The following is a 19,711-nucleotide window of genomic DNA, read 5'->3' on the forward strand; positions in this document are numbered from 1 at the left end:
ACAAAAAGGCCGAATTTTTCCTTCCTCTGTGGAAACGTTTATCTTTGTTTGTCCATTAAAAATCTCATTTTAGCTTTGAGCGGAACAAAAAAATATGTCGAAACCCCTTTGATGAAGCAATATTATGAAATCAAAGGGAAGCACCCCGATGCGGTGTTGCTTTTTCGCGTGGGCGACTTTTACGAAACCTTTGGCGAAGATGCTATCAAAGCCGCCGAAATTCTGGGAATTACACTTACCCGTCGGGCAAATGGCTCGGCCAGTTATGTCGAATTGGCCGGTTTTCCGCACCATGCGCTCGATACGTACCTGCCCAAGTTGGTGCGGGCCGGGCAACGGGTGGCCATCTGCGAACAGCTGGAAGACCCGAAAATGACGAAAAAGATCGTCAAACGCGGGATTACCGAATTGGTTACACCGGGGGTTTCCATCAACGATAATATCCTGGAGCACCGCGAAAACAACTTTTTGGCTTCGGTTCATTTTGATAAAAAGATGGCCGGTGTGGCTTTTTTGGATATTTCAACCGGCGAGTTCCTGACAGCAGAGGGGAGTTTCGAATATGTCGATAAATTGCTGAGTTCATTCAAACCCAAAGAGGTTCTTTTCCAAAAAGGGAAAGGCAATGATTTTGTTGCGGTATTTGGAGGGAAGTATTATACCTATACGATGGACGAATGGGTTTATACCGAAGATGCTGCTGTTGACCGGTTGCTGCGTCACTTCGAAACCAAATCGCTGAAAGGTTACGGGGTTCATGAGCTCAGCTACGGCGTGGTAGCTGCCGGGGCAGTGCTGCATTACCTGGACCTCACGCAGCACCACCAGGTGCAGCACATTACGGCCTTGTCGCGCATTGAGGAGGATAAATACGTTTGGCTCGACCGGTTTACCATTCGCAACCTGGAGCTTTTTGGTGCCATTAACGAAGGGGCGAAAACCGTGGTGCAGGTGCTCGATAAAACCATTTCGCCCATGGGCGCCCGCATGTTGAAACGATGGATTGCCCTGCCGTTGAAAGAAATTACTGCGATCAACGAGCGGCTTTCGGTGGTGGAATATTTTGTGGCAAACCCCGCTGAAAAGGAGGAGCTGGAAGATCATCTCCGGCAAATTGGCGACTTGGAAAGGATCATCTCGAAGGTGGCCGTTGGGCGCATCAATCCACGCGAAGTGGTGCAGTTGAAAAATGCCTTATTGGCCATTGAGCCCATTAAGAAATACGCCGCCGGCGTTGACCATGAAATCCTGAATCGCTTTGCCGAGCAGCTAAATCCCTGCTTGTCGGTACGCGAACGGATTGAGCGGGAAATTACGAACGACCCGCCCATGTTGCTGCACAAGGGCAATGTTATCAAGCCGGGCGTTTGCGAGGAATTGGACGACTTGCGAAAGATTGCTTATTCCGGAAAAGATTACCTGGCTCAAATGCAGGAACGCGAATCGAACCGTACCGGCATCCCTTCGTTGAAGATATCCTTCAACAATGTGTTTGGCTATTACATCGAAGTGCGTAATACGCATAAGGATAAGGTGCCGAATGACTGGATCCGCAAACAGACGCTGGTGAGCGCCGAGCGCTATATTACTGAAGAGTTAAAAGAATACGAAAGCAAAATACTGGGCGCCGAAGAGAAAATTCAGGCTATGGAAGCCAAAATTTTCAACGACCTGGTAATTGCCCTTTCGGAATATATCCAGGCGGTACAGCTAAATGCAGTGGTGATTGCCAAGCTGGATTGTCTGTTGTCGTTTGCCAGTTCGGCGGTCGAAAATAGTTATAGCCGGCCCGAGTTGAACGATTCCAAAATTATCGATATAAAAGACGGGCGGCACCCGGTGATTGAACAGCAGTTGCCCATTGGTGAGAGCTACATTTCCAACGATGTGTTGCTCGATCAGGACGATCAGCAGGTCATCATCATCACCGGGCCAAACATGGCGGGTAAATCGGCGCTTCTGAGGCAAACGGCGCTGATTGTGCTGATGTCGCAAATTGGTTCTTTTGTTCCGGCCAGGGCAGCGAAAATTGGCTACGTTGACAAAATTTTTACCCGGGTTGGTGCGTCCGATAACATTTCTCTGGGCGAGTCAACTTTCATGGTGGAAATGAACGAGGCGGCCAGTATTTTGAACAACGTATCGGATCGAAGCCTGATTCTGCTGGATGAACTTGGACGCGGAACATCCACCTACGACGGGATTTCCATTGCCTGGTCCATCGTAGAGTATATTCACGAGCACGCACATGCCAAAGCAAAGACTTTGTTTGCTACCCATTATCACGAACTGAATGAAATGGAAAAGTCATTCGGGCGTGTGAAGAATTACAATGTGAGTGTGAAAGAAGTGGGCAACAAAGTAATATTTCTACGGAAGCTGGTACGTGGTGGCAGTAACCACAGTTTTGGGATACACGTGGCCCGCATGGCTGGCATGCCGCCATCCGTAGTTAAACGGGCCGATGAAATTCTGGTGCAACTGGAAGGCGACAATCGCAAGGAAGGTTTGGCCAAGCCACTGGGCGGCATGGCCGAAAAACGCGAGGGATTTCAATTGAGCTTTTTTCAGATGGATGACCCGGTTTTAAAGGCGATCCGGGACGAAATTCGCAAGATGGACATCAATAACCTGACCCCTATTGAGGCCCTAAACAAATTAAACGAGATAAAAAAACTGACTGGTTTAAAATGAGATAGCTTTCAGACCGCGGATTTCGTCTGATTTTTTAGAATTTATTTTTGGAGAAAGAAAAATTAGCAATATATTTGCAACGCTGTTTTCGGGAGCTGAATGCAGTACGTTCTTTGCAAAATAACATAAATCGCGAGAGTAGCTCAGTTGGTAGAGCACGACCTTGCCAAGGTCGGGGTCGCGGGTTCGAGTCCCGTTTCTCGCTCATTTATTTAGGATGCCCGGATGGTGGAATGGTAGACACGTTGGACTTAAAATCCAATGACCAATCAACGGTCGTGCGGGTTCAAGTCCCGCTCCGGGTACTTCTCACCACTCACGCGAGAGTAGCTCAGTTGGTAGAGCACGACCTTGCCAAGGTCGGGGTCGCGGGTTCGAGTCCCGTTTCTCGCTCCAAGTCAAAAGCACTTCATGAAAATGAGGTGCTTTTTGCTTTTTGTCGGTTCGTTTCTGATGGAGAACATCTCATATTCCTTCTATTGGCGCTATTAATTGAAATTTATGTGCAATTATTTTTGTGGTTTGGTTTAACGCACTGCAAATAAGTTTGTTCGCCTGCTTGTTTTGTGCGTGATTTCTGATAGATTTGCAGCGATTTTTCGCTTTTGTTTTTATTGATCGGCAAATAATTGAATTTGAGTATGAAAGGAATTTTGACCATTGGGCTGCTGGTTTTATCCAACACATTTATGACTTTTGCCTGGTACGGGCATCTTAAGTTTGCTGAGATGAAATGGTTTAATAAGCTGGGGTTGATTTCGATTGTGATGGTTAGCTGGGGAATTGCACTGTTCGAATATTTCTTCCAAGTTCCTGCCAATCGTATTGGCTTCAAAGATCATGGTGGCCCATTCTCGCTGATCGAGCTTAAGGTTTTGCAGGAAGTGATTACCCTGTTTGTGTTTTCTATCTTTACCATATTTTTATTCCGTAGTGAAACTTTTCGCTGGAACCACCTCATTGGCTTCATCTTTTTGGTGTTGGCCGTATTCTTCATCTTCAAAAAATAGGAAGGTAGTTTTTTGAAGTTAAGTGTTTTTCTTCGTTTTGATTTTGCTTCTGACTACACGAAATTTTTCACGTTTTTTGAACTTATTCGGCTTAACATCCCGGTAACAAACTGTCTGAATATTTTACCGTCAACCGTACGATTCATTACTTTTGCCTATCTTGTTTTTTTTGAGTTATCAATCAATTGATATGGACATATTATTGGACGATCCGGCAACGGAAAAGATATTTCAGGAGATTTTAGGGAAGATAAAGTTTCGAAAAAATGGCGAAACCGTGGCCCAAATGAAGGCATTGGGTTTAAACTACAAAATGAATTGGGGAGCATCGGTGATTTCGTTGCGCGATCTGTCGAAACAGTATGAGCAGAACCACCTGTTGGCTCTGAAGCTGTGGAACAAGCAATGGCGCGAAACCATGATAATGGCGACTCTACTGGAGGAACCTGAAAAACTGACCGAAGAGCAAATGGATTACTGGACCAAGAGCTTTGAAACCGCCGAAGTAGCCGAGCAAGCTGTAGCTAACCTGTTTGTACACTCGAAGTTTGCGTTTGTGAAAGCCCTCGAATATTGTTGCGGCAAGAAACACATGGTTCGCCATACCGGCCTGCACTTGGTTGGGCGTTTGGCGATGGTGGATAAGAAGGCCATCGACGAGATGTTTGAGTCCTTTTTTAATGTGCTTTTTCCCTTGGCAAAAGATCCCGCCCTGGGGCAAATTTTTTATCGGACACTGATCCTGATGGCCAATCGTAGCGAAACCCTGCGTGAATCGTGCAAAAATTTCCTGGAACTGGTTCAGGAAATGGAGGAGGAACACCCGAAAAAGCTGGCTGCGTTATTGCTGGAAGATATTGCTGCGATGTAGGGTGAGTTAATTGATCTGAAGAAAAAAGAACCAACCGATAAGCAGTTGATTCTTTGTCTCCGCGGAAAGCGAGGGATTCGAACCCCCGGTACCCCGAAGGGTACAACAGATTTCGAGTCTGCCCCGTTCGACCACTCCGGCAGCTTTCCTTTTCAGCCCGAAAATTATAAAAAATCCAGGCAATCGGAAAAGTATCCATGAATTTTGACGGAATTTTTATCTGTTCGATTGATATGGAAACAGAGAGAAATGGGTTTTCTGCAATTTAGTCAGGTTTTACGGTATGTTGGGTTTTGGCATCATTTTTATGGAAATAACGGAAACATTAACAATTTTGAAATATGAATTTGACAAAATCATCCAATCCGGTTTTCGGACGGACAGTATTTGATAGGATACAGACAGGCTCGCGGGCTGAAAGCATGACGATTGAAGGCACTGTTAACAAAACCGGACTGATGCTGCTGATCGTAATTTTTGCTGCCATTTTTACCTGGCGCAAGTTTTTCGCTGCATTCGATTATTCCACTCCGGAAACTGCGTTTTCTGCTGTTTCAGTTTGGCTGATTGCCGGTGGAATTGGTGGCTTTGTCACTGCGTTGATTACGGTGTTCAGTCCACGGCGGGCAAATATTACAGCACCCGTTTATGCTGTTTTTGAAGGGCTTTTCCTTGGAGGCATTTCAGCATTTTTCGAGAGCATGTATCCCGGGCTGGTTATGCGTGCCGTGGCGTTAACGTTTGGCGTATTTTTTATTCTGCTGATGTTGTACCGTTCCGGGAAAATCAGGGCCACAGGTAAATTCAGGATGGGCATTATGGCAGCGACCGGCGGTATTGCTCTTATTTATTTTGTCAGCTTTATTGCCGGAATGTTTGGGGCAAACCTGAACTTCTTGTATGGCAGCGGCACCTTGGGCATTGGTTTTAGTTTGGTGGTGGTGGTGATTGCCGCGCTGAATTTGATTCTCGATTTTGATTTTATTGAGCGCGGGGCTGCTTCGGGTGCGCCTAAATACATGGAGTGGTATGGCGCGTTTGGGCTGATGGTGACGCTGATCTGGTTATACCTCGAAATTTTACGGTTATTGGCAAAACTGGCCAACAACCGGGATTGATACTCGTGAAAACATAAAAATTAGGCAGGGACATTTGTCCCTGTTTTTATTTTCTGGCGAATAGTATTATTTTAGGCTGCTTTAATCAAGGTATTTTTCATGCACATTATAACGGTAAACGGGAAGAAAACGGTTAACGCTTTTCACGAACTTCCTTATTTTATATATGGTGATGATCCTAACTGGGTCCCACCGATGCGGATGATGGTTGAATCGATTTTCGATCCTCTGAGAAATAATAGCCTCATCTCCGGAGATGTTTGTCGGTGGTTGTTGATGGATCACGGGAAAGTTATTGGGCGCATTGCTGCCTTTTGTGTGCCTTCGTATGCGAACAGCTTTGATCAACCAACCGGAGGGATTGGTTTTTTTGAGTGTATTAACAACCAGGTCGCAGCGAACCAATTGTTCGATACAGCATGTGCCTGGTTGAAGGGGCTGGGGATGGAAGCGGCAGACGGACCCATTAATATTGGTGAGAATTTTTTTAACTGGGGGCTGTTGGTGAACGGTTTTGTTCAGCAAAGTTTCGGAATGCCGTATAATCCACCGTACTATCGGTCGCTGTTCGAAACCTATGGTTTTAAAACCTATTACGAACAGTACAGTTATTACCTGAATATTACCAGTCCGGATTTACCGGAGCGCTTTTGGAAAATAGCAGCATGGACCGCTAAAAAACCTGGTTATCGCTTCGAATCCTTCCTTTTTTCTGAGAAGGAACGTTTTATTCAAGATTTCATTGATATATATGAACAAGCCTGGAGTAAACACGATAATTACAAAAAAATTGAACCCGAAGACATTCATGCCATGCTTTCGCAATCGAAAATGTTGATCGAGGAAGATTTTATCTGGTTTGTGTATCATGAGGACAAGCCGATTGCCTTTTTTATGATGATTCCCGATATGAACCAGTTGTTCAAATATTTTCGCAATGGGAAACTCAACCTTCTGAAGATATTGAAATTGCTTTACCTGAAGAAGAAAAAAGTAGTCAACCGTTGTCGCGTGTTGGTGATGGGGGTAATTCCGAAATTCCAGAAATCGGGTATCGAGTCAGCCATTTTTTATCAGCTCAGACAGGTATTGCTGAGAAAAGACTGGTATAATGAGATGGAATTGAGCTGGGTTGGAGATTTCAACCCGAAAATGATCTCAATTTTTAAAGCAGTGGGAGGCAAGCAAACAAAAACTCATCTTACCATGCGATATTTGTTTGATCGGCAAAAGGAGTTCAAACGTTCCCCCATTATCGAAGACTGATCTAAAATCATAGATTGATAAACTATTTTACAGTAACTTGGCGCAATCATTCAGATAACATGCAACTACACATTGTAAATAATCCGTTAACGACAAAGCAGTTTCATCGCGTCCCTCATCTTATTTATAAGGGAGATAAAAACTGGGCAGCACCGCTGGAGATCATGGTTGAAAACACGTTTAGCCCCGATAAAAACCCATCTTTCAAAAACGGGGATGCGCAACGCTGGGTCCTTGTTGGAGCCGAAGGGGAACTGCTTGGCCGCATTGCGGCCTTTGTGAACTACGACAAGGCGAAGACATTTGAGCAACCAACTGGTGGCTGTGGCTTTTTCGAGTGCGTGAACGACCAGCAGGCAGCCAGTACCTTGTTTGATGCAGCTCGCGATTGGCTGAAAGAACGTGGACTGGAAGCCATGGACGGGCCGGTAAATTTCGGGGAAAATTACATGAACTGGGGACTGCTGGTTGATGGTTTCATGGCGCAAGGCTATGGTATGCCCTACAATCCGCCCTATTATCTGAATCTGTTCGAAAACTATGGCTTTCAGCTGTATTTTAAACAATTCAGTTATCACCTGGATTATACCGTACCTTTCCCCGAGCGTTTCTGGAAAATTGCCGGTTGGGTGGCCCAAAAACCTGGGTACACTTTTCAGCATTTCAAGTATGAGGAGGCGGAAAAATTCATTAAAGACTTTTGTCATGTGTACGACGAAGCCTGGCGTTTTCACGAGCATTTCCGCCCATTGGACCCACAGGATTTGCACGACTTCCTGAAAGACTCGAAAGCGGTACTCGATCCTGAAATGATTTGGTTTGCCTATCACGACGATGAGCCGATCGCGCTCTTTGTTATGGTACCCGACATCAACCAGATTTTTCGGAGGTTGAATGGTAAAATGAACTTCGTCAATATGTTGAAGTTTTTGTATTATAAAAAAACGAAGGTGATAAACCGCACCCGGATTCTCATCATGGGGGTGGCTCCTAAATATCAACGTTCCGGGATCGAATCGGCCATCTTTTGGTGTCAGGAGAAGCTGATGAAAAAGAAACCCCAATATACCGAAGTCGAGTTGTCTTGGGCCGGTGATTTCAATCCCAAGATTGTTTCGCTTTACGAATCGGTGGGGGGCAAACATGTGAAAACTCATTATACTATGCGGTATTTGTTCGACCGCTCCAAGCCTTTTACCCGGGCTCCGATTATAGGTGCAGAAAAAGAGTAATAAAAAAAATAAAAAGCCTTTGGATTTTATTTCTCGATGTGTATATTTGCAGCCCGATTATAATAATGTTGAAAAGGAGATCAGCGATGAAAAAAGAAATACATCCGGATAGCTACCGCATGGTAGCATTCAAAGACATGTCAGACGGAACCGTTTTTTTGACAAAGTCAACTATTCAAACAAGAGAAACTGAAGTAGTGGATGGCGTGGAGTACCCTGTTGTAAAACTGGAGATTTCAAGCAGTTCTCATCCGTTTTATACCGGTAAAATGAAATTGGTTGACACCGCTGGACGCGTTGACAAATTCATGAACCGTTATCAAAAACACATGGATGCCCGCAAAAAATAATTGACAGACGCTATCATAAAATAGAAGCTTCGCTTTTGCGGGGCTTTTTTTTTATCTTATTTTGCTGGTTAAAGCTCAGGTTATGAACATCGTATTATTTGAAACCGATCAGCGGAATTGTTTGTTGCCACTTTGTTATACCCGCCCGGTCGCGCTGTTGAGGACTGGTATTTTGACCATTCGGGAAAAGTGGGCGCTTCGGATGCCAGGAAACTATTCGTTTAAAACCGAAGAATATCTTCGGGAAAAGTATCCGTTGTCGGTAAACGCTGATAATTTGTACGTGTCCTCTCATATTTGTCCAACGGATGAATTGGTGAGGCAAGTAGTTGCCTTGGAGCCGGGAGAAGGAATCAGCCATCAGGGGATACTGGTAGCGGCCCGGTTAAACGATTCTGATGCCCTGGCCTTTCCGGCCTCTATAACCTCAGTGCGCTGGACCGAATTTTCGGATGAGCTAGACAATGTGCGCTATCCTTGGGATTTGACTGAGGTGAATGCCCGTCAGATTCAGCTTGATTTTATGTTGTTGACTAAAGGGCGTGAGTCGGCGCAACTGAGCGGAACGAACCGGCTTGTAGCGCCTGATAATATTTTTGTGGAGGAAGGCGCTACCATCGAATATGCCACCATCAACGCTTCCCAAGGACCGGTTTACATCGGTCGGGGTGCCGAAATTATGGAAGGCGCACTGATCCGGGGACCATTCGCATTGGGCGAGCATTCCGTGGTAAACATGGGCAGCAAAATTTACGGAGGCACCACCATTGGTCCATACTCCAAAGTTGGCGGCGAAATAGCGCAATCGATCATTACCGGTTATTCAAACAAAGGGCACGACGGCTTTTTGGGGCACTCGGTTCTGGGTGAATGGTGCAACCTGGGTGCCGGCACCAATGTGTCGAACCTGAAGAATAGCTACGAAAAAGTAAAAGCCTGGAGCTATCCCGAGAATAAATTTATCCGAACGGGTTTGCAATTTTGCGGGCTGATTATGGGTGATCATTCCAAAGCCGGGATCAGCACCATGTTCAATACCGGGACGGTGGTTGGAGTAGGTTGCAACATTCACGGGGCCGGTTTTCCGCGTCAATTTGTGCCTTCTTTTTCCGATGGTGGTGCTCATGGCTATAAAATCAACCAGCTTAAAAGCGTTTTTGCGACTGCTGGACAGGTGATGGCGCGCAGGCAGCGGGTACTGGCGGATGAAGACTTACGCATCCTAACTGCCGTTTTTGAGCGCTCGGCCCAATATCGCAAGTTTTAATCGTACGGAGTGCCAGGGCGGTTTGGCATGGCTATTGCCTTCTATTGATCCGGCTTATAAACTGGCGGAATTCCGTCAGTTTGTCATATTGAAAAGATTTAAGAATCATGGGTGACAGAAAAGAACAATCATACAGAAATATGATATTTACAGGAGTAATGGATGATGAAAGTGAATTGATTCCCATCATTACCGAGGGGGAAGATGTGGAATTGAAAGACTTTGAAGCACCTGAAATCCTGCCAATTTTACCGCTTCGGAATACGGTGCTGTTTCCGGGAGTAGTTATTCCCATTACCGTGGGACGTGCAAAATCGTTGAAATTAATTCAGGAAGTTTTTCGCAGTGACAAGCTGCTGGGAACCGTAACCCAAATCGACGGAGCAATTGACGATCCGGAGCAAAAAGATCTTTACAAGATTGGTACGGTTGCTAAAATTCTGAAAATCCTGGAAATGCCGGATGGTTCCACTTCTGTAATCATCCAGGGAAAGCGCCGGTTCGAAATTCAGGAATATCTCGAAGAATTTCCCTATTTTAAAGCAAAAGTACGTTTGCTCGAAGAAATTGTACCAACCGACGAAACAGCCGAGTTTAATGCCATTGTTGGTTCGCTCAAAGACTTGTCTGTGAAAATTGCCCAATATTCGTCCAATGTTCCGCCGGAAGCTAGCTTTGCGGTGAAGAACATTGAAAATTCCACCTTTCTGATCAATTTCATTTGCTCCAACACCGATTTAAAGGTGGACGAGAAACAGAGCTTGCTTGAAATTGCCGACCTTCGTGAACGGGGTATTCAGGCCATTTCGTATCTCGTGCAAGAGGTGCAGCTTCTGGAGTTGAAGCGGGACATACAGACCAAGGTAAAGCTGGAACTGGACCAGCAGCAGCGGGAATTTTTGCTAAATCAGCAAATAAAAACCATTCAGAATGAGTTGGGTGGAAATCCGGTGGAGCAGGAAATTAATGATTTAAAAGAAGCCGCCAAAGAGAAGAAATGGAGTGAGGAAGTAGCCCATCATTTTGACAAGGAAGTGAACAAGCTGCAACGGTTAAACCCGGCTGCCGGCGAGTATTCGGTGCAATTTTCGTATTGCCAGACTTTGCTCGATCTGCCTTGGTCCGAATATACCGAGGATAATTTCGACCTGAAACATGCCGAGTCCGTATTGGAAGAAGACCATTACGGGCTGGAAAAAGTGAAAGAACGTATCCTGGAACATCTGGCCGTTTTGAAACTGAAAAGGGATATGAAGGCGCCCATTCTATGCTTGTACGGGCCGCCGGGGGTAGGGAAAACTTCGCTGGGTAAGTCGATTGCACGGGCATTGGGCCGGAAATTCATTCGCATGAGTTTGGGCGGGTTGCACGACGAATCGGAAATTCGTGGACATCGAAAGACATACATTGGCGCCATGCCGGGACGTATTATCCAGAACATCAAAAAAGCGAAATCATCCAATCCGGTGTTTATACTGGATGAACTCGATAAAGTTTCCGGCGATTTTCATGGCGATCCCGCTTCGGCGTTGCTGGAAGTGCTTGATCCGGAGCAAAACTCCGAATTCCACGATAATTATCTGGAAATTGAATACGACCTGTCACATGTGATGTTTGTGGCCACAGCCAATACATTGAGTACTATCGCTCCGCCTTTGCGCGACCGTCTGGAGCTGATTGACGTCAGTGGTTATATTATGGAAGAAAAGGTAGAAATCGCCAAACGCCACTTGATTCCAAAGCAGCTTGAAAGTCATGGCTTGACAGCCGGGCAGGTGGAATTTCCAACCGGGTCGCTTGAATTTCTGGTGGAACGTTATACCCGAGAGTCGGGTGTACGTGAGTTAAATAAGAAGATTGCCAAAGTTATCCGCCGGATAGCTAAAAAAATTGCTTTTGACGAAAAGTACCAAAGGACGTTGACGGTTGATGATATACGCGAGTATCTGGGCGTTGAAGAATATTCCCGCGAAAGTTATCAGGGAAATGAATTCCTGGGGGTGGTAACCGGCTTGGCCTGGACAGCACAAGGAGGGGAAATCCTTTATGTGGAGTCGAGCCAAAGCAAAGGAAAAGGCAGCCTGACCCTGACCGGGAACCTGGGTGACGTCATGAAAGAATCGGCCATGTTGGCGTTGGAATACCTGAAATCTCATGCTGACGAACTAACGATTAACCCGGCTGTGTTTGAAAACAACAGTTGGCACGTCCATGTTCCGGAAGGCGCAATTCCCAAGGATGGCCCATCAGCAGGGGTTACCATGGTTACCTCACTGGCATCAGTAATTACCGGGCGTAAGGTGAGGAAAAACATTGCCATGACGGGAGAAATTACCTTACGGGGGAAAGTTTTGCCAGTAGGAGGCATCAAAGAGAAAATCTTGGCGGCCAAGCGTGCAGGAATTAAAGAGGTATTGCTTTCCGATGAAAACAAAAAAGACCTGGCTGAAATAAAAGAGGTGTACCTGAAAGGATTGAAATTTAGGTTTGTAAAAAATATTAGCGATGTACTTAATTATGCATTGCTGAAAAAGTAAAATATTTGGGCTTTTTGGTCTAACGGTAATTGTAAGGAGCTGCTTCGTTGAACATTTGTTTGTTTAGGGGCAGCTTTTTTTGTATCTTTTTCAGACAATCAAAAACGTTCAATTCAGGATTTAATGGTTGATCTGCGAAAAAGATTAGTTTCCCGGTCAAAATATTTGCTAACAATAACTTAACCTTGGGAGTGCAACTATTTTCCTGTTTTGAATGTCTTGCTTTATAGAAACAGGATTTAGCCATGAAAACAGCCCTTATTTTATTCAGCCTGCTGATCTTTTCTGCATTTATAGTAACAGCCGGAAAAATACCCACTAAGAATGTGTGGGGAAAAGTGATTGACAAAGAAACCAGTGAACCGCTTTCAGGGGTTAACGTTTGCCTGCCGGATAAAGACAGTACGATTGGCACGATCACTAACCTTAACGGAGAATTCCGTTTGTGGAATATTCCACTTACCAGTAATAAATTGCAGGTTACTTCCCATGGTTATAAAGCGGTGGTGGTTGATATCGAGAAAGCACATGGAACTGATAGTGATTTTATCTTGATTAAACTTCAGTCGAATGAGAAGGATGCTAAGCAGATGGGGCTTAACTCGAAAAAAATGAGTGTGGAAAAACCTTAGTTGATAATTTTGGAAGTGGGGCGTGGTTAATTTCTTAAGCAACGGGGGTGGATGTCAATTAATCCAGCCCCGTTGCTTTATTACGATGATTCGTGTTGGCTAAAAATGATGTTGCATACTTTCTTCCAAATATGGATGCTTGACAGGAACCAAATTCGCTTTACCCAGATAATTGATGACCACCAGAGAAAATAGTCCGGCATAGCCCAGAAAGGTGCCGATTTCAAGCAGCCCGAACTTGGCATCATGTACGGTGGCCGGCCAGATTTCGTAATACAGCTCAATGTAATAACCGATCATTAGCAGAACAATCACCGGTATCATGGCCAGTTTACTGCGCGAAGTTTTACGCGGCATCAGCAACAGAAAGGGAATCAGCCAGTTCAGGACAATGCTGGCATAAAACAGAAATTGGTAGGGACTGTGCCAGCGATGCACATAAAAGGCGGTTTCTTCGGGAATATTGCCATACCAAATCAGCATAAACTGGGCAAAGGTAAAGTACCCCCAAACAATCGCCAGCATGAACATATAGCGGGTGAAATCGTGCAGGTGCGAGCGGTTAAGCATGTTTAAGTGACCATTTCGGTGAAGTAAAATAACAATCAGGGTGATGATGGCCGAACCATGCAAAAAGGCCGAAATAAAAGTCTTAGCCGCAAACAAAGTACTGAACCAATGCACCTCGAGCGACATCAGCATATCGATGGCGAAAACCGAAAAACTGACAGCCACAATGAAGATAAATATTTTGGACAGTTTCTCGGAACGGTGGAAGTGGGCCAGCCCTCCTTCAATGTCTTCCTTTAGTGAAGTTTGTCGCATGAGTTTGGTCAGCAAAATCCATAGGGAAAAAAATATCACTAGCCGCACGGCCAGGAACGGGGTGTTCAGAAAGGGTGCTTTGTGTTGGATCAACCGATCGGTGGCAAGTGTTTCCTGGTGCGACCATTCGTACAATGAATGAACGCCAATAAGCAAGATTAAAAAGAAAACGGCTGCAAACGGGATGTATGCCGCCATGGCTTCGGGAATGCGCTTAAAAGCTGCCGACCAGCCTGCCTGTGCAATGTATTGGATACTGATGAAAAATGCAGCGCCAATGGCCAGCGAAACGAAGTAGAAATTATTCAGCAGGTAATTGGCCCAGGTTCTTTGCGGGTCGGTAAAAAATCCGATTGCAAACGAAATAACGCCAATGGTAATCAAGGCGTAAGTGAAATATTTCAGGTTTTTGGGGGCAACAAATCTTTCTTCGGTCATGATGGTAGATTTTTCCTGTTCAGCTTAGTTTTCTTGTAATTCGTTCCGGATATACAGTACTGCTCTCCACCGGTCGTCGGGTTTTATCATCGACCCGTGTTCGGCCATAATTCCCCAACCAACGGAAATCACATGAAAGATTTCGCCATCTGGTGCGGCTAGCATTTTGCCCGACAGCAAACTTGCCGGAGGATAAGGGAATTTTTTGGATGTGTATAAATGGCCCTGTCCGTCGCCCTTATCGCCATGGCAACTGGCACAATAAATGGTATATACTTTTTTGCCCCGTTCCAGGTTTTCACCTGATGGCAACATGGGGTTTTCAAGGCTTAGTCCTGCAGTCAGGCGGTCTTCGTCGGTTTTTGCATACGGGTACTTCATGAACCCGCGGGGGACGGTTCCTTCCGGCAGGGCCTGCATGGTTTTGCCATCCGCATAATTGGGGTTGGGCGTATAGCTTTCGTAGGCCGGCGACTTGACCATATCGTCAAAATATTGCCATCCTGTGGTGTTCCGGTTGTGGTCACACGACCACCAAACCAGAGGGAGGGTCAGGATTAACAGGGATTTTATCGTTTTTATCAGGTTCATAATGTACTGTTTTTGCAGAGTGCTGGTTAATAAACTTCCGAAGCCCCGTTTTCTTTTAATAACTTTTCAAGGGATGTTGCTTCAAATTCGGGGGTTTCCGAATTGATGACTATCACAAATTTATTGTCGGTGGCACGTGGATCTGCTATTTTTGCTGCTTTACCCGGGAAAATTTGTGCCCGGGCCGAAAAGGTAAACAATGTTGCCAGGGTGATAATCAGGATGGTGGCTACAATAGTGACCACCAAAAACGATGGGAACGTGTTGAATGGTTTTCCTCCAAAGTTCAACGGCCAACTGATCACAGCAGCGTAATACATTCCTCCCAAAACGGCCAAGGCGCCAAATAAGCCATAGAAAAATGCCGCATGGGTAATCCGTGTCTTTTTACCCATTCCTTCCAGAATCTCATGAATGGGGTAGGGAGTGTAAACTTCTTCAATCTGAACGCCACTGGCTTTCACCTTTTCAAAAGCTTTTACCAAATCAAATTCGTTGTCAAATACTCCGGTCATAGCTTACTCGTGATGTTGGGTTGGTTGAATTTCGTTGTTGAATTTCGCCACACTTTTTATTTCCGATACGGCAATCATCGGAATGTAGCGGAAGAACAGCAGTACGCCGGCTGCGAACATGCCCAGTGTACCCACAAAAAAGCCGATCTCAATGATCGAAGGCGAATAGCTTGCCCAATTAGCCGGCAGGTAGTTTTTACTAAGCGAGGTGATCACAATGTTGAATCGTTCGTACCACATACCGACATTGATCAGGATGGAAATGATAAAAACGATCCACAGGCGCTTGCGTACTGATTTGAACCAGAACAACTGCGGCATCAGGGCGTTGAAAACAAACATGGCCCAGAACTGGAAAGCGTATTCTCCGGTAATGCGGTTTTGAAAGAACGTGTACATTTCGTATTGCGACCCGGAATACCAGGCCATAAAAATTTCGGTGAGGTAAGCTGTTCCCATAATCAGGGAGATGAAAACCAAAATTCGGCAAACTGCGTCGACGTGCGAGTCGGTAATGAAATCATTCATTTTATAAAGTTTTCGCATGAGGGTGACCAGGGTCAACACCATGGCAAAACCCGAGAAAATGGCGCCAACCACAAAGTACGGCGGGAAGATGGTGGTGTGCCAGCCGGGCTCAACTGATACGGCAAAGTCGGTAGAAACGATGGAGTGCACCGAAACAACCAGCACGGCGGCAATACCGCCCAGCACAAAACTCAGGCCTTCAAAGCGCAGCCATTCTTTGGATGAGCCGGTCCATCCAAAAGCGAAGAACCCGTAAACGGCCTTCTTGACTTTCGATTTGGTAGTGTCGCGGATGGTGGCGAAATCGGGTACCATGCCAAAATACCAGAAACTGGCCGAAATCAGCATGTAGGCCGAGATGGCCACAAAGTCCCAAAACAGGGGAGAGTTGAAATTCACCCACAGTGGGCCGCGCGTATTTGGGTACGGGAAAATGAAGAAGAACAGCCAAGGCCGTCCCATGTGTAACAAGGGGAAGAGGCTGGCACAGAAAACGGCTACTACCGTCATGGCTTCGGCGGCGCGGTTGATGGCTGTACGCCATTTCTGCCGTAAAATAAGCAGAAAGATGGAGAAGGCTGTCCCGGCATGTCCGATACCGATCCACCAAACAAAGTTGATGATTGCCCAACCCCAGCCAATGGTGTTGTTTACGCCCCAGGTGCCAATCCCTTGGGTGATGGTGATATATTTACAATACAGCCCCCAGCCAAACATGGCCAAACTCACCGTCATGGCAATGTACCACCAGCGCGGAGTTTTGGCATCAATCGGCGCCAGTATTTCATGCGAAATCTGCGATAGTGATTTATCCCCTTCAATAAGCTTTCCTCTGATCGATGTTTTATACATAGGTTCCAGTTTGTTTCATTTTCACAATTCAGGCTTTGTTCCTCACTTTCGTTAAGTATCCAACCGATGGCAGCGTGTGCAATTCTTCCAGCAAATGATAGTTTCGTTTGTCTTTGAACAGTTTACTGATTTTGCTTTCCGGGTTGTTCAGGTCGCCAAAAACGATGGCGTTGCCGGGGCACGATTGCTGGCAAGCGGTTTTTATCTCGCCGTCCTCCAACATGCGCCCCGCCAGTTTGGCCTCCTGCTTTTTCTCCTGAATGCGTTGCACGCACATCGAGCATTTTTCCACCACCCCGCGCGAACGGACGGTTACATCGGGGTTCAGCACCATGCGGCCAAGGTCGTTATTGGCATTATAATCGAACTTGTCGTTGTTCACGTACTGGAACCAGTTGAAACGCCGTACGCGGTACGGGCAGTTGTTGATGCAGTACTTGGTGCCCACGCAGCGGTTGTATGCCATCTGGTTCAGCCCTTCGTCGCTATGCGGGGTGGCAGCTACCGGGCAAACATTTTCGCAGGGGGCGTTGTCGCAATGCTGGCACATCACCGGTTGGTGCGAAACATCCGGGTTGGCCGGGTCGCCCGAATAGTAGCGGTCAACCCGGATCCAGTGCATGATGCGTCGGTTGCGTACTTGCTCTTTCCCAATTACCTGCACATTGTTCTCGGCCTGGCACGAAATGGCGCAGTTGCCGCAGCCGGTGCATGAGTTCAGGTCAACGGCCATGCCCCAATGGTGGCCTTTAAATTCAATTTCTTTATAAAGTGTGACATGGTGTTTCTCAAACTCTTCGTGCAGCTCGTTCCCGGCATCCGGTTTCAGTAGGTATTCATCCAGGTTTGTTTCGCGAACAATCGGACGGCCTTCCATGCTGTGGTGTGTTTGCGAGATTGCCAGCGGGAAGGTTGTCCCGCTCGCCACTTCCACGCTAGCATTTTCGAAGTAATATTGGCGTGATCCATTTTTTTCTGTCACATAGCTGAACATGTTTTTGCCCACTCCGTCGCCAACTTTCCCGGCATGGGTGCGGCCGTATCCCAGCGCTACGGCCAGGGTATCTTTAGCCTGTCCGGGTTGAATGAAAACGGGCAATTCCAATCCGTTAATGCGGATGACGCTTTCGTTTTGCAATCCGTTTTCTTCGGCATAAGCTACCGGAACGGATGCATAATTGTCCCAGCTAATCTTGGCAATCGGGTCGGGTAATTCCTGCAGCCACGGATTGTTGGCATATTTGCCGTTGCCAAGGGCAATGCTTTCGTACAGAACCACCTCGGTTCCCGGTTTAGCGGCAGCCAATGAAGAAGCAGCCGCATTCAGGTTTTCGGGATTGAATGATGCAGTTGTGGTTGTTCCTGGTTCAAATACGCCTTTTTGCAGACTGTAATTCCAAAACAGGCGAAAGTCAGCATATTCGTTTTGCTTCGGGAAGAATTCGTTCTCCCAGGTTATTTTCAGAAATTCGGCATAGGTTTGTTCCTGTCCGGACCATTTCAGCAGGCTTTCCTGCACGCTGCGCGAGTCGAACAAAGGGGAAATGGTAGGCTGGGCCAGACTGTAAAATCCAGCTTTTGGTTCCAAATCGTTCCACGATTCCAGGTAATTCGGTTCGGGCAGGATGTATTGGCAGACTGCAGCTGTTTCGTCTTTTCGCTCGGAAAAGGAAACCGATAATTTCAGTTTTCGGATGGCAGCTTCCAGTTCCTGTCCTTTCGGATGATCATAAACCGGGTTCACACCCCACACAAGCAGTCCTTCAATTTTACCGGCCAGGAGGTCTGCCGTCAACTGGCTGATTTCTTCATCCAGCCCCTGTTTGGTGAGCAAGGCCGAATCCCACAGCAAGGTATTGCCAAAGTTTCCCAGCAGGTGGTTGATGCCGTTCACCAGTAATTGGATATTTTCATCGTTACTGCCCGAAATTACGATCGATTGGTTTTCGTTCTCAAGTAATTCTTTGGCTAATGGAGTTACATCCACTGTGGTGCCAGGACCTGAGAATTGTTCTGCGCCTTTTGCCCCGGCAATGGCATTGTACAGGGCCAGTACCATGCCGGCTTCTTCAGAAGGTTTTACCGGGAAACGAACATCGGCGTTGGAGCCGGTGAGCGACATGTGCGACTCGATCTGGTAATGGCGCAGCATGGTCCGCTGTCCGTCGTCCAGTCTGCGGGCTGAGGTGTAGCGTTTGGTGTATTCAACCGGCGAGAGCCAGGTGCCCAAAAAGTCGGCCCCAAAGCTGACAACTACTTTTGACTTGTCGAACCGGTAATCAGGAATGGCGCGTTGTCCAAAGCTTTTTTGGTTGGCTGTCAGTATTCCGGATGCAGAAACAGCGTCATACTGGATCCATTCTGCATTTGGGTAAGTTTGTAAAAATTGGGTGATTATTTTTTTTGTTGAAGGCGAAATGATGGTTTGGGTCAGCAGTACCAAACGGCCATTATGGCTTTTCAGGTCTTCGAGAGCTTGGCCGACTTCCTGATCGGCATCAACCCAGGAGATGGGTTGGTTTTGCTTTTGTGGCCCTTTGTAGCGGGCACCATCATATAAATTCAGTATGGACGCCTGCACCCGGGCACTGGTCCCGCTTTGGGAGATGGAACTCAGCTCGTTGCCTTCGATCTTGATGGGCCGTCCGTCGCGCACTTTCACTACCTCGCTGCAATAGTCGCCTGCATCGTAGTACGATGTGGCATAATAGTTTGCTTTTCCGGGGGTGATTTCTTCGGGTTTGATCAGGTATGGAATGGCTTTTTCTACCGGGCGCTTGCAGCTGGCAACCAGAGTGGCTGCGGCCACACTAAAACCGAGCGTTTTCAAAAAGTCTCGCCGCGAATTCCCGGCATCAACGCCTTCTTTCGATTTGTAAAGCAGGCTTTTTTGTCTGGCTTCTTCCCGGGCTTCCCGAATTCGAAGGGCTCTCGGATCTTCCAGTTCTTCAAGACTTCTCCAATATGTCTTCATCAAAGAGGGTA

Annotated in this window: 15 protein-coding genes and 4 tRNA genes; 13 read left to right on the forward strand and 6 right to left on the reverse strand. The window is 46.5% G+C overall.

What is annotated here, in order from left to right; translation table 11 throughout:
* Nucleotides 1–111 precede the first annotated feature (111 nt).
* The 6 genes from mutS to N2K84_RS07380 all read left to right on the forward strand — a co-directional run bounded on the left by mutS (nt 112) and on the right by N2K84_RS07380 (nt 4,575).
* Nucleotides 112–2,694 carry a DNA mismatch repair protein MutS gene (gene mutS, locus N2K84_RS07355; protein ID WP_282591147.1) on the forward strand — a complete coding sequence of 861 codons (2,583 nt, stop codon included), beginning with the start codon at nt 112–114 and terminating at the stop codon, nt 2,692–2,694.
* 132 nt (nt 2,695–2,826) lie between these two features.
* A tRNA-Gly gene (locus N2K84_RS07360) sits at nt 2,827–2,899 on the forward strand.
* Between the two features lie 14 nt (nt 2,900–2,913).
* A tRNA-Leu gene (locus tag N2K84_RS07365) sits at nt 2,914–2,999 on the forward strand.
* Between the two features lie 15 nt (nt 3,000–3,014).
* A tRNA-Gly gene (locus N2K84_RS07370) sits at nt 3,015–3,090 on the forward strand.
* A gap of 245 nt (nt 3,091–3,335) precedes the next feature.
* Nucleotides 3,336–3,704, forward strand: a complete 369-nt coding sequence (locus tag N2K84_RS07375; protein WP_282591148.1) for a DMT family protein — start codon at nt 3,336–3,338, stop codon at nt 3,702–3,704.
* A gap of 190 nt (nt 3,705–3,894) precedes the next feature.
* Nucleotides 3,895–4,575: a DNA alkylation repair protein gene (locus N2K84_RS07380; protein WP_282591149.1), complete on the forward strand. Its 681-nt coding sequence runs from the start codon at nt 3,895–3,897 to the stop codon at nt 4,573–4,575.
* 62 nt (nt 4,576–4,637) lie between these two features.
* Here N2K84_RS07380 and N2K84_RS07385 read toward each other — a convergent pair.
* Nucleotides 4,638–4,724, reverse strand: a tRNA-Ser gene (locus tag N2K84_RS07385).
* A 192-nt stretch (nt 4,725–4,916) separates the two neighbouring features.
* Between N2K84_RS07385 and N2K84_RS07390 the strand changes: the two genes are divergently transcribed.
* The 7 genes from N2K84_RS07390 to N2K84_RS07420 all read left to right on the forward strand — a co-directional run bounded on the left by N2K84_RS07390 (nt 4,917) and on the right by N2K84_RS07420 (nt 12,977).
* The gene (locus tag N2K84_RS07390) at nt 4,917–5,693 is read left to right on the forward strand and encodes a Bax inhibitor-1/YccA family protein (RefSeq protein WP_282591150.1); all 777 of its coding nucleotides are present in this window, start codon (nt 4,917–4,919) and stop codon (nt 5,691–5,693) included.
* A gap of 99 nt (nt 5,694–5,792) precedes the next feature.
* On the forward strand, nt 5,793–6,959 hold the full coding sequence (locus N2K84_RS07395; protein WP_282591151.1) for a GNAT family N-acetyltransferase: 1,167 nt from the start codon (nt 5,793–5,795) through the stop codon (nt 6,957–6,959).
* Between the two features lie 59 nt (nt 6,960–7,018).
* Nucleotides 7,019–8,191, forward strand: coding sequence for a GNAT family N-acetyltransferase (locus N2K84_RS07400; RefSeq protein ID WP_282591152.1), 1,173 nt, complete (start codon nt 7,019–7,021; stop codon nt 8,189–8,191).
* A gap of 86 nt (nt 8,192–8,277) precedes the next feature.
* Complete coding sequence (locus tag N2K84_RS07405; protein ID WP_282591153.1) at nt 8,278–8,541, forward strand: type B 50S ribosomal protein L31; 264 nt, start codon at nt 8,278–8,280, stop codon at nt 8,539–8,541.
* Between the two features lie 82 nt (nt 8,542–8,623).
* On the forward strand, nt 8,624–9,808 hold the full coding sequence (locus N2K84_RS07410) for a GlmU family protein (RefSeq protein WP_282591154.1): 1,185 nt from the start codon (nt 8,624–8,626) through the stop codon (nt 9,806–9,808).
* A 107-nt stretch (nt 9,809–9,915) separates the two neighbouring features.
* On the forward strand, nt 9,916–12,345 hold the full coding sequence (gene lon / locus N2K84_RS07415) for an endopeptidase La (protein ID WP_282591155.1): 2,430 nt from the start codon (nt 9,916–9,918) through the stop codon (nt 12,343–12,345).
* Between the two features lie 245 nt (nt 12,346–12,590).
* The gene (locus tag N2K84_RS07420) at nt 12,591–12,977 is read left to right on the forward strand and encodes a carboxypeptidase-like regulatory domain-containing protein (RefSeq protein WP_282591156.1); all 387 of its coding nucleotides are present in this window, start codon (nt 12,591–12,593) and stop codon (nt 12,975–12,977) included.
* Nucleotides 12,978–13,076: 99 nt separating this feature from the next.
* On the opposite strand, the gene N2K84_RS07425 is transcribed toward N2K84_RS07420, so the two are convergent.
* The 5 genes from N2K84_RS07425 to N2K84_RS07445 are packed head-to-tail and all read right to left on the reverse strand — an operon-like array spanning nt 13,077 to nt 19,700.
* Nucleotides 13,077–14,240: a hypothetical protein gene (locus tag N2K84_RS07425; protein ID WP_282591157.1), complete on the reverse strand. Its 1,164-nt coding sequence runs from the start codon at nt 14,238–14,240 to the stop codon at nt 13,077–13,079.
* Between the two features lie 24 nt (nt 14,241–14,264).
* On the reverse strand, nt 14,265–14,831 hold the full coding sequence (locus N2K84_RS07430; protein ID WP_282591158.1) for a c-type cytochrome: 567 nt from the start codon (nt 14,829–14,831) through the stop codon (nt 14,265–14,267).
* Nucleotides 14,832–14,857: 26 nt separating this feature from the next.
* Complete coding sequence (locus tag N2K84_RS07435) at nt 14,858–15,346, reverse strand: DUF3341 domain-containing protein (protein ID WP_282591159.1); 489 nt, start codon at nt 15,344–15,346, stop codon at nt 14,858–14,860.
* A gap of 3 nt (nt 15,347–15,349) precedes the next feature.
* On the reverse strand, nt 15,350–16,726 hold the full coding sequence (nrfD, locus tag N2K84_RS07440; protein WP_282591160.1) for an NrfD/PsrC family molybdoenzyme membrane anchor subunit: 1,377 nt from the start codon (nt 16,724–16,726) through the stop codon (nt 15,350–15,352).
* A 28-nt stretch (nt 16,727–16,754) separates the two neighbouring features.
* Nucleotides 16,755–19,700 carry a TAT-variant-translocated molybdopterin oxidoreductase gene (locus N2K84_RS07445; RefSeq protein WP_282591161.1) on the reverse strand — a complete coding sequence of 982 codons (2,946 nt, stop codon included), beginning with the start codon at nt 19,698–19,700 and terminating at the stop codon, nt 16,755–16,757.
* Nucleotides 19,701–19,711 lie beyond the last annotated feature (11 nt).

Origin of the sequence: Gaoshiqia sediminis (genome assembly GCF_025907915.1) — a bacterium.
GTDB lineage: Bacteria > Bacteroidota > Bacteroidia > Bacteroidales > Prolixibacteraceae > Gaoshiqia > Gaoshiqia sediminis.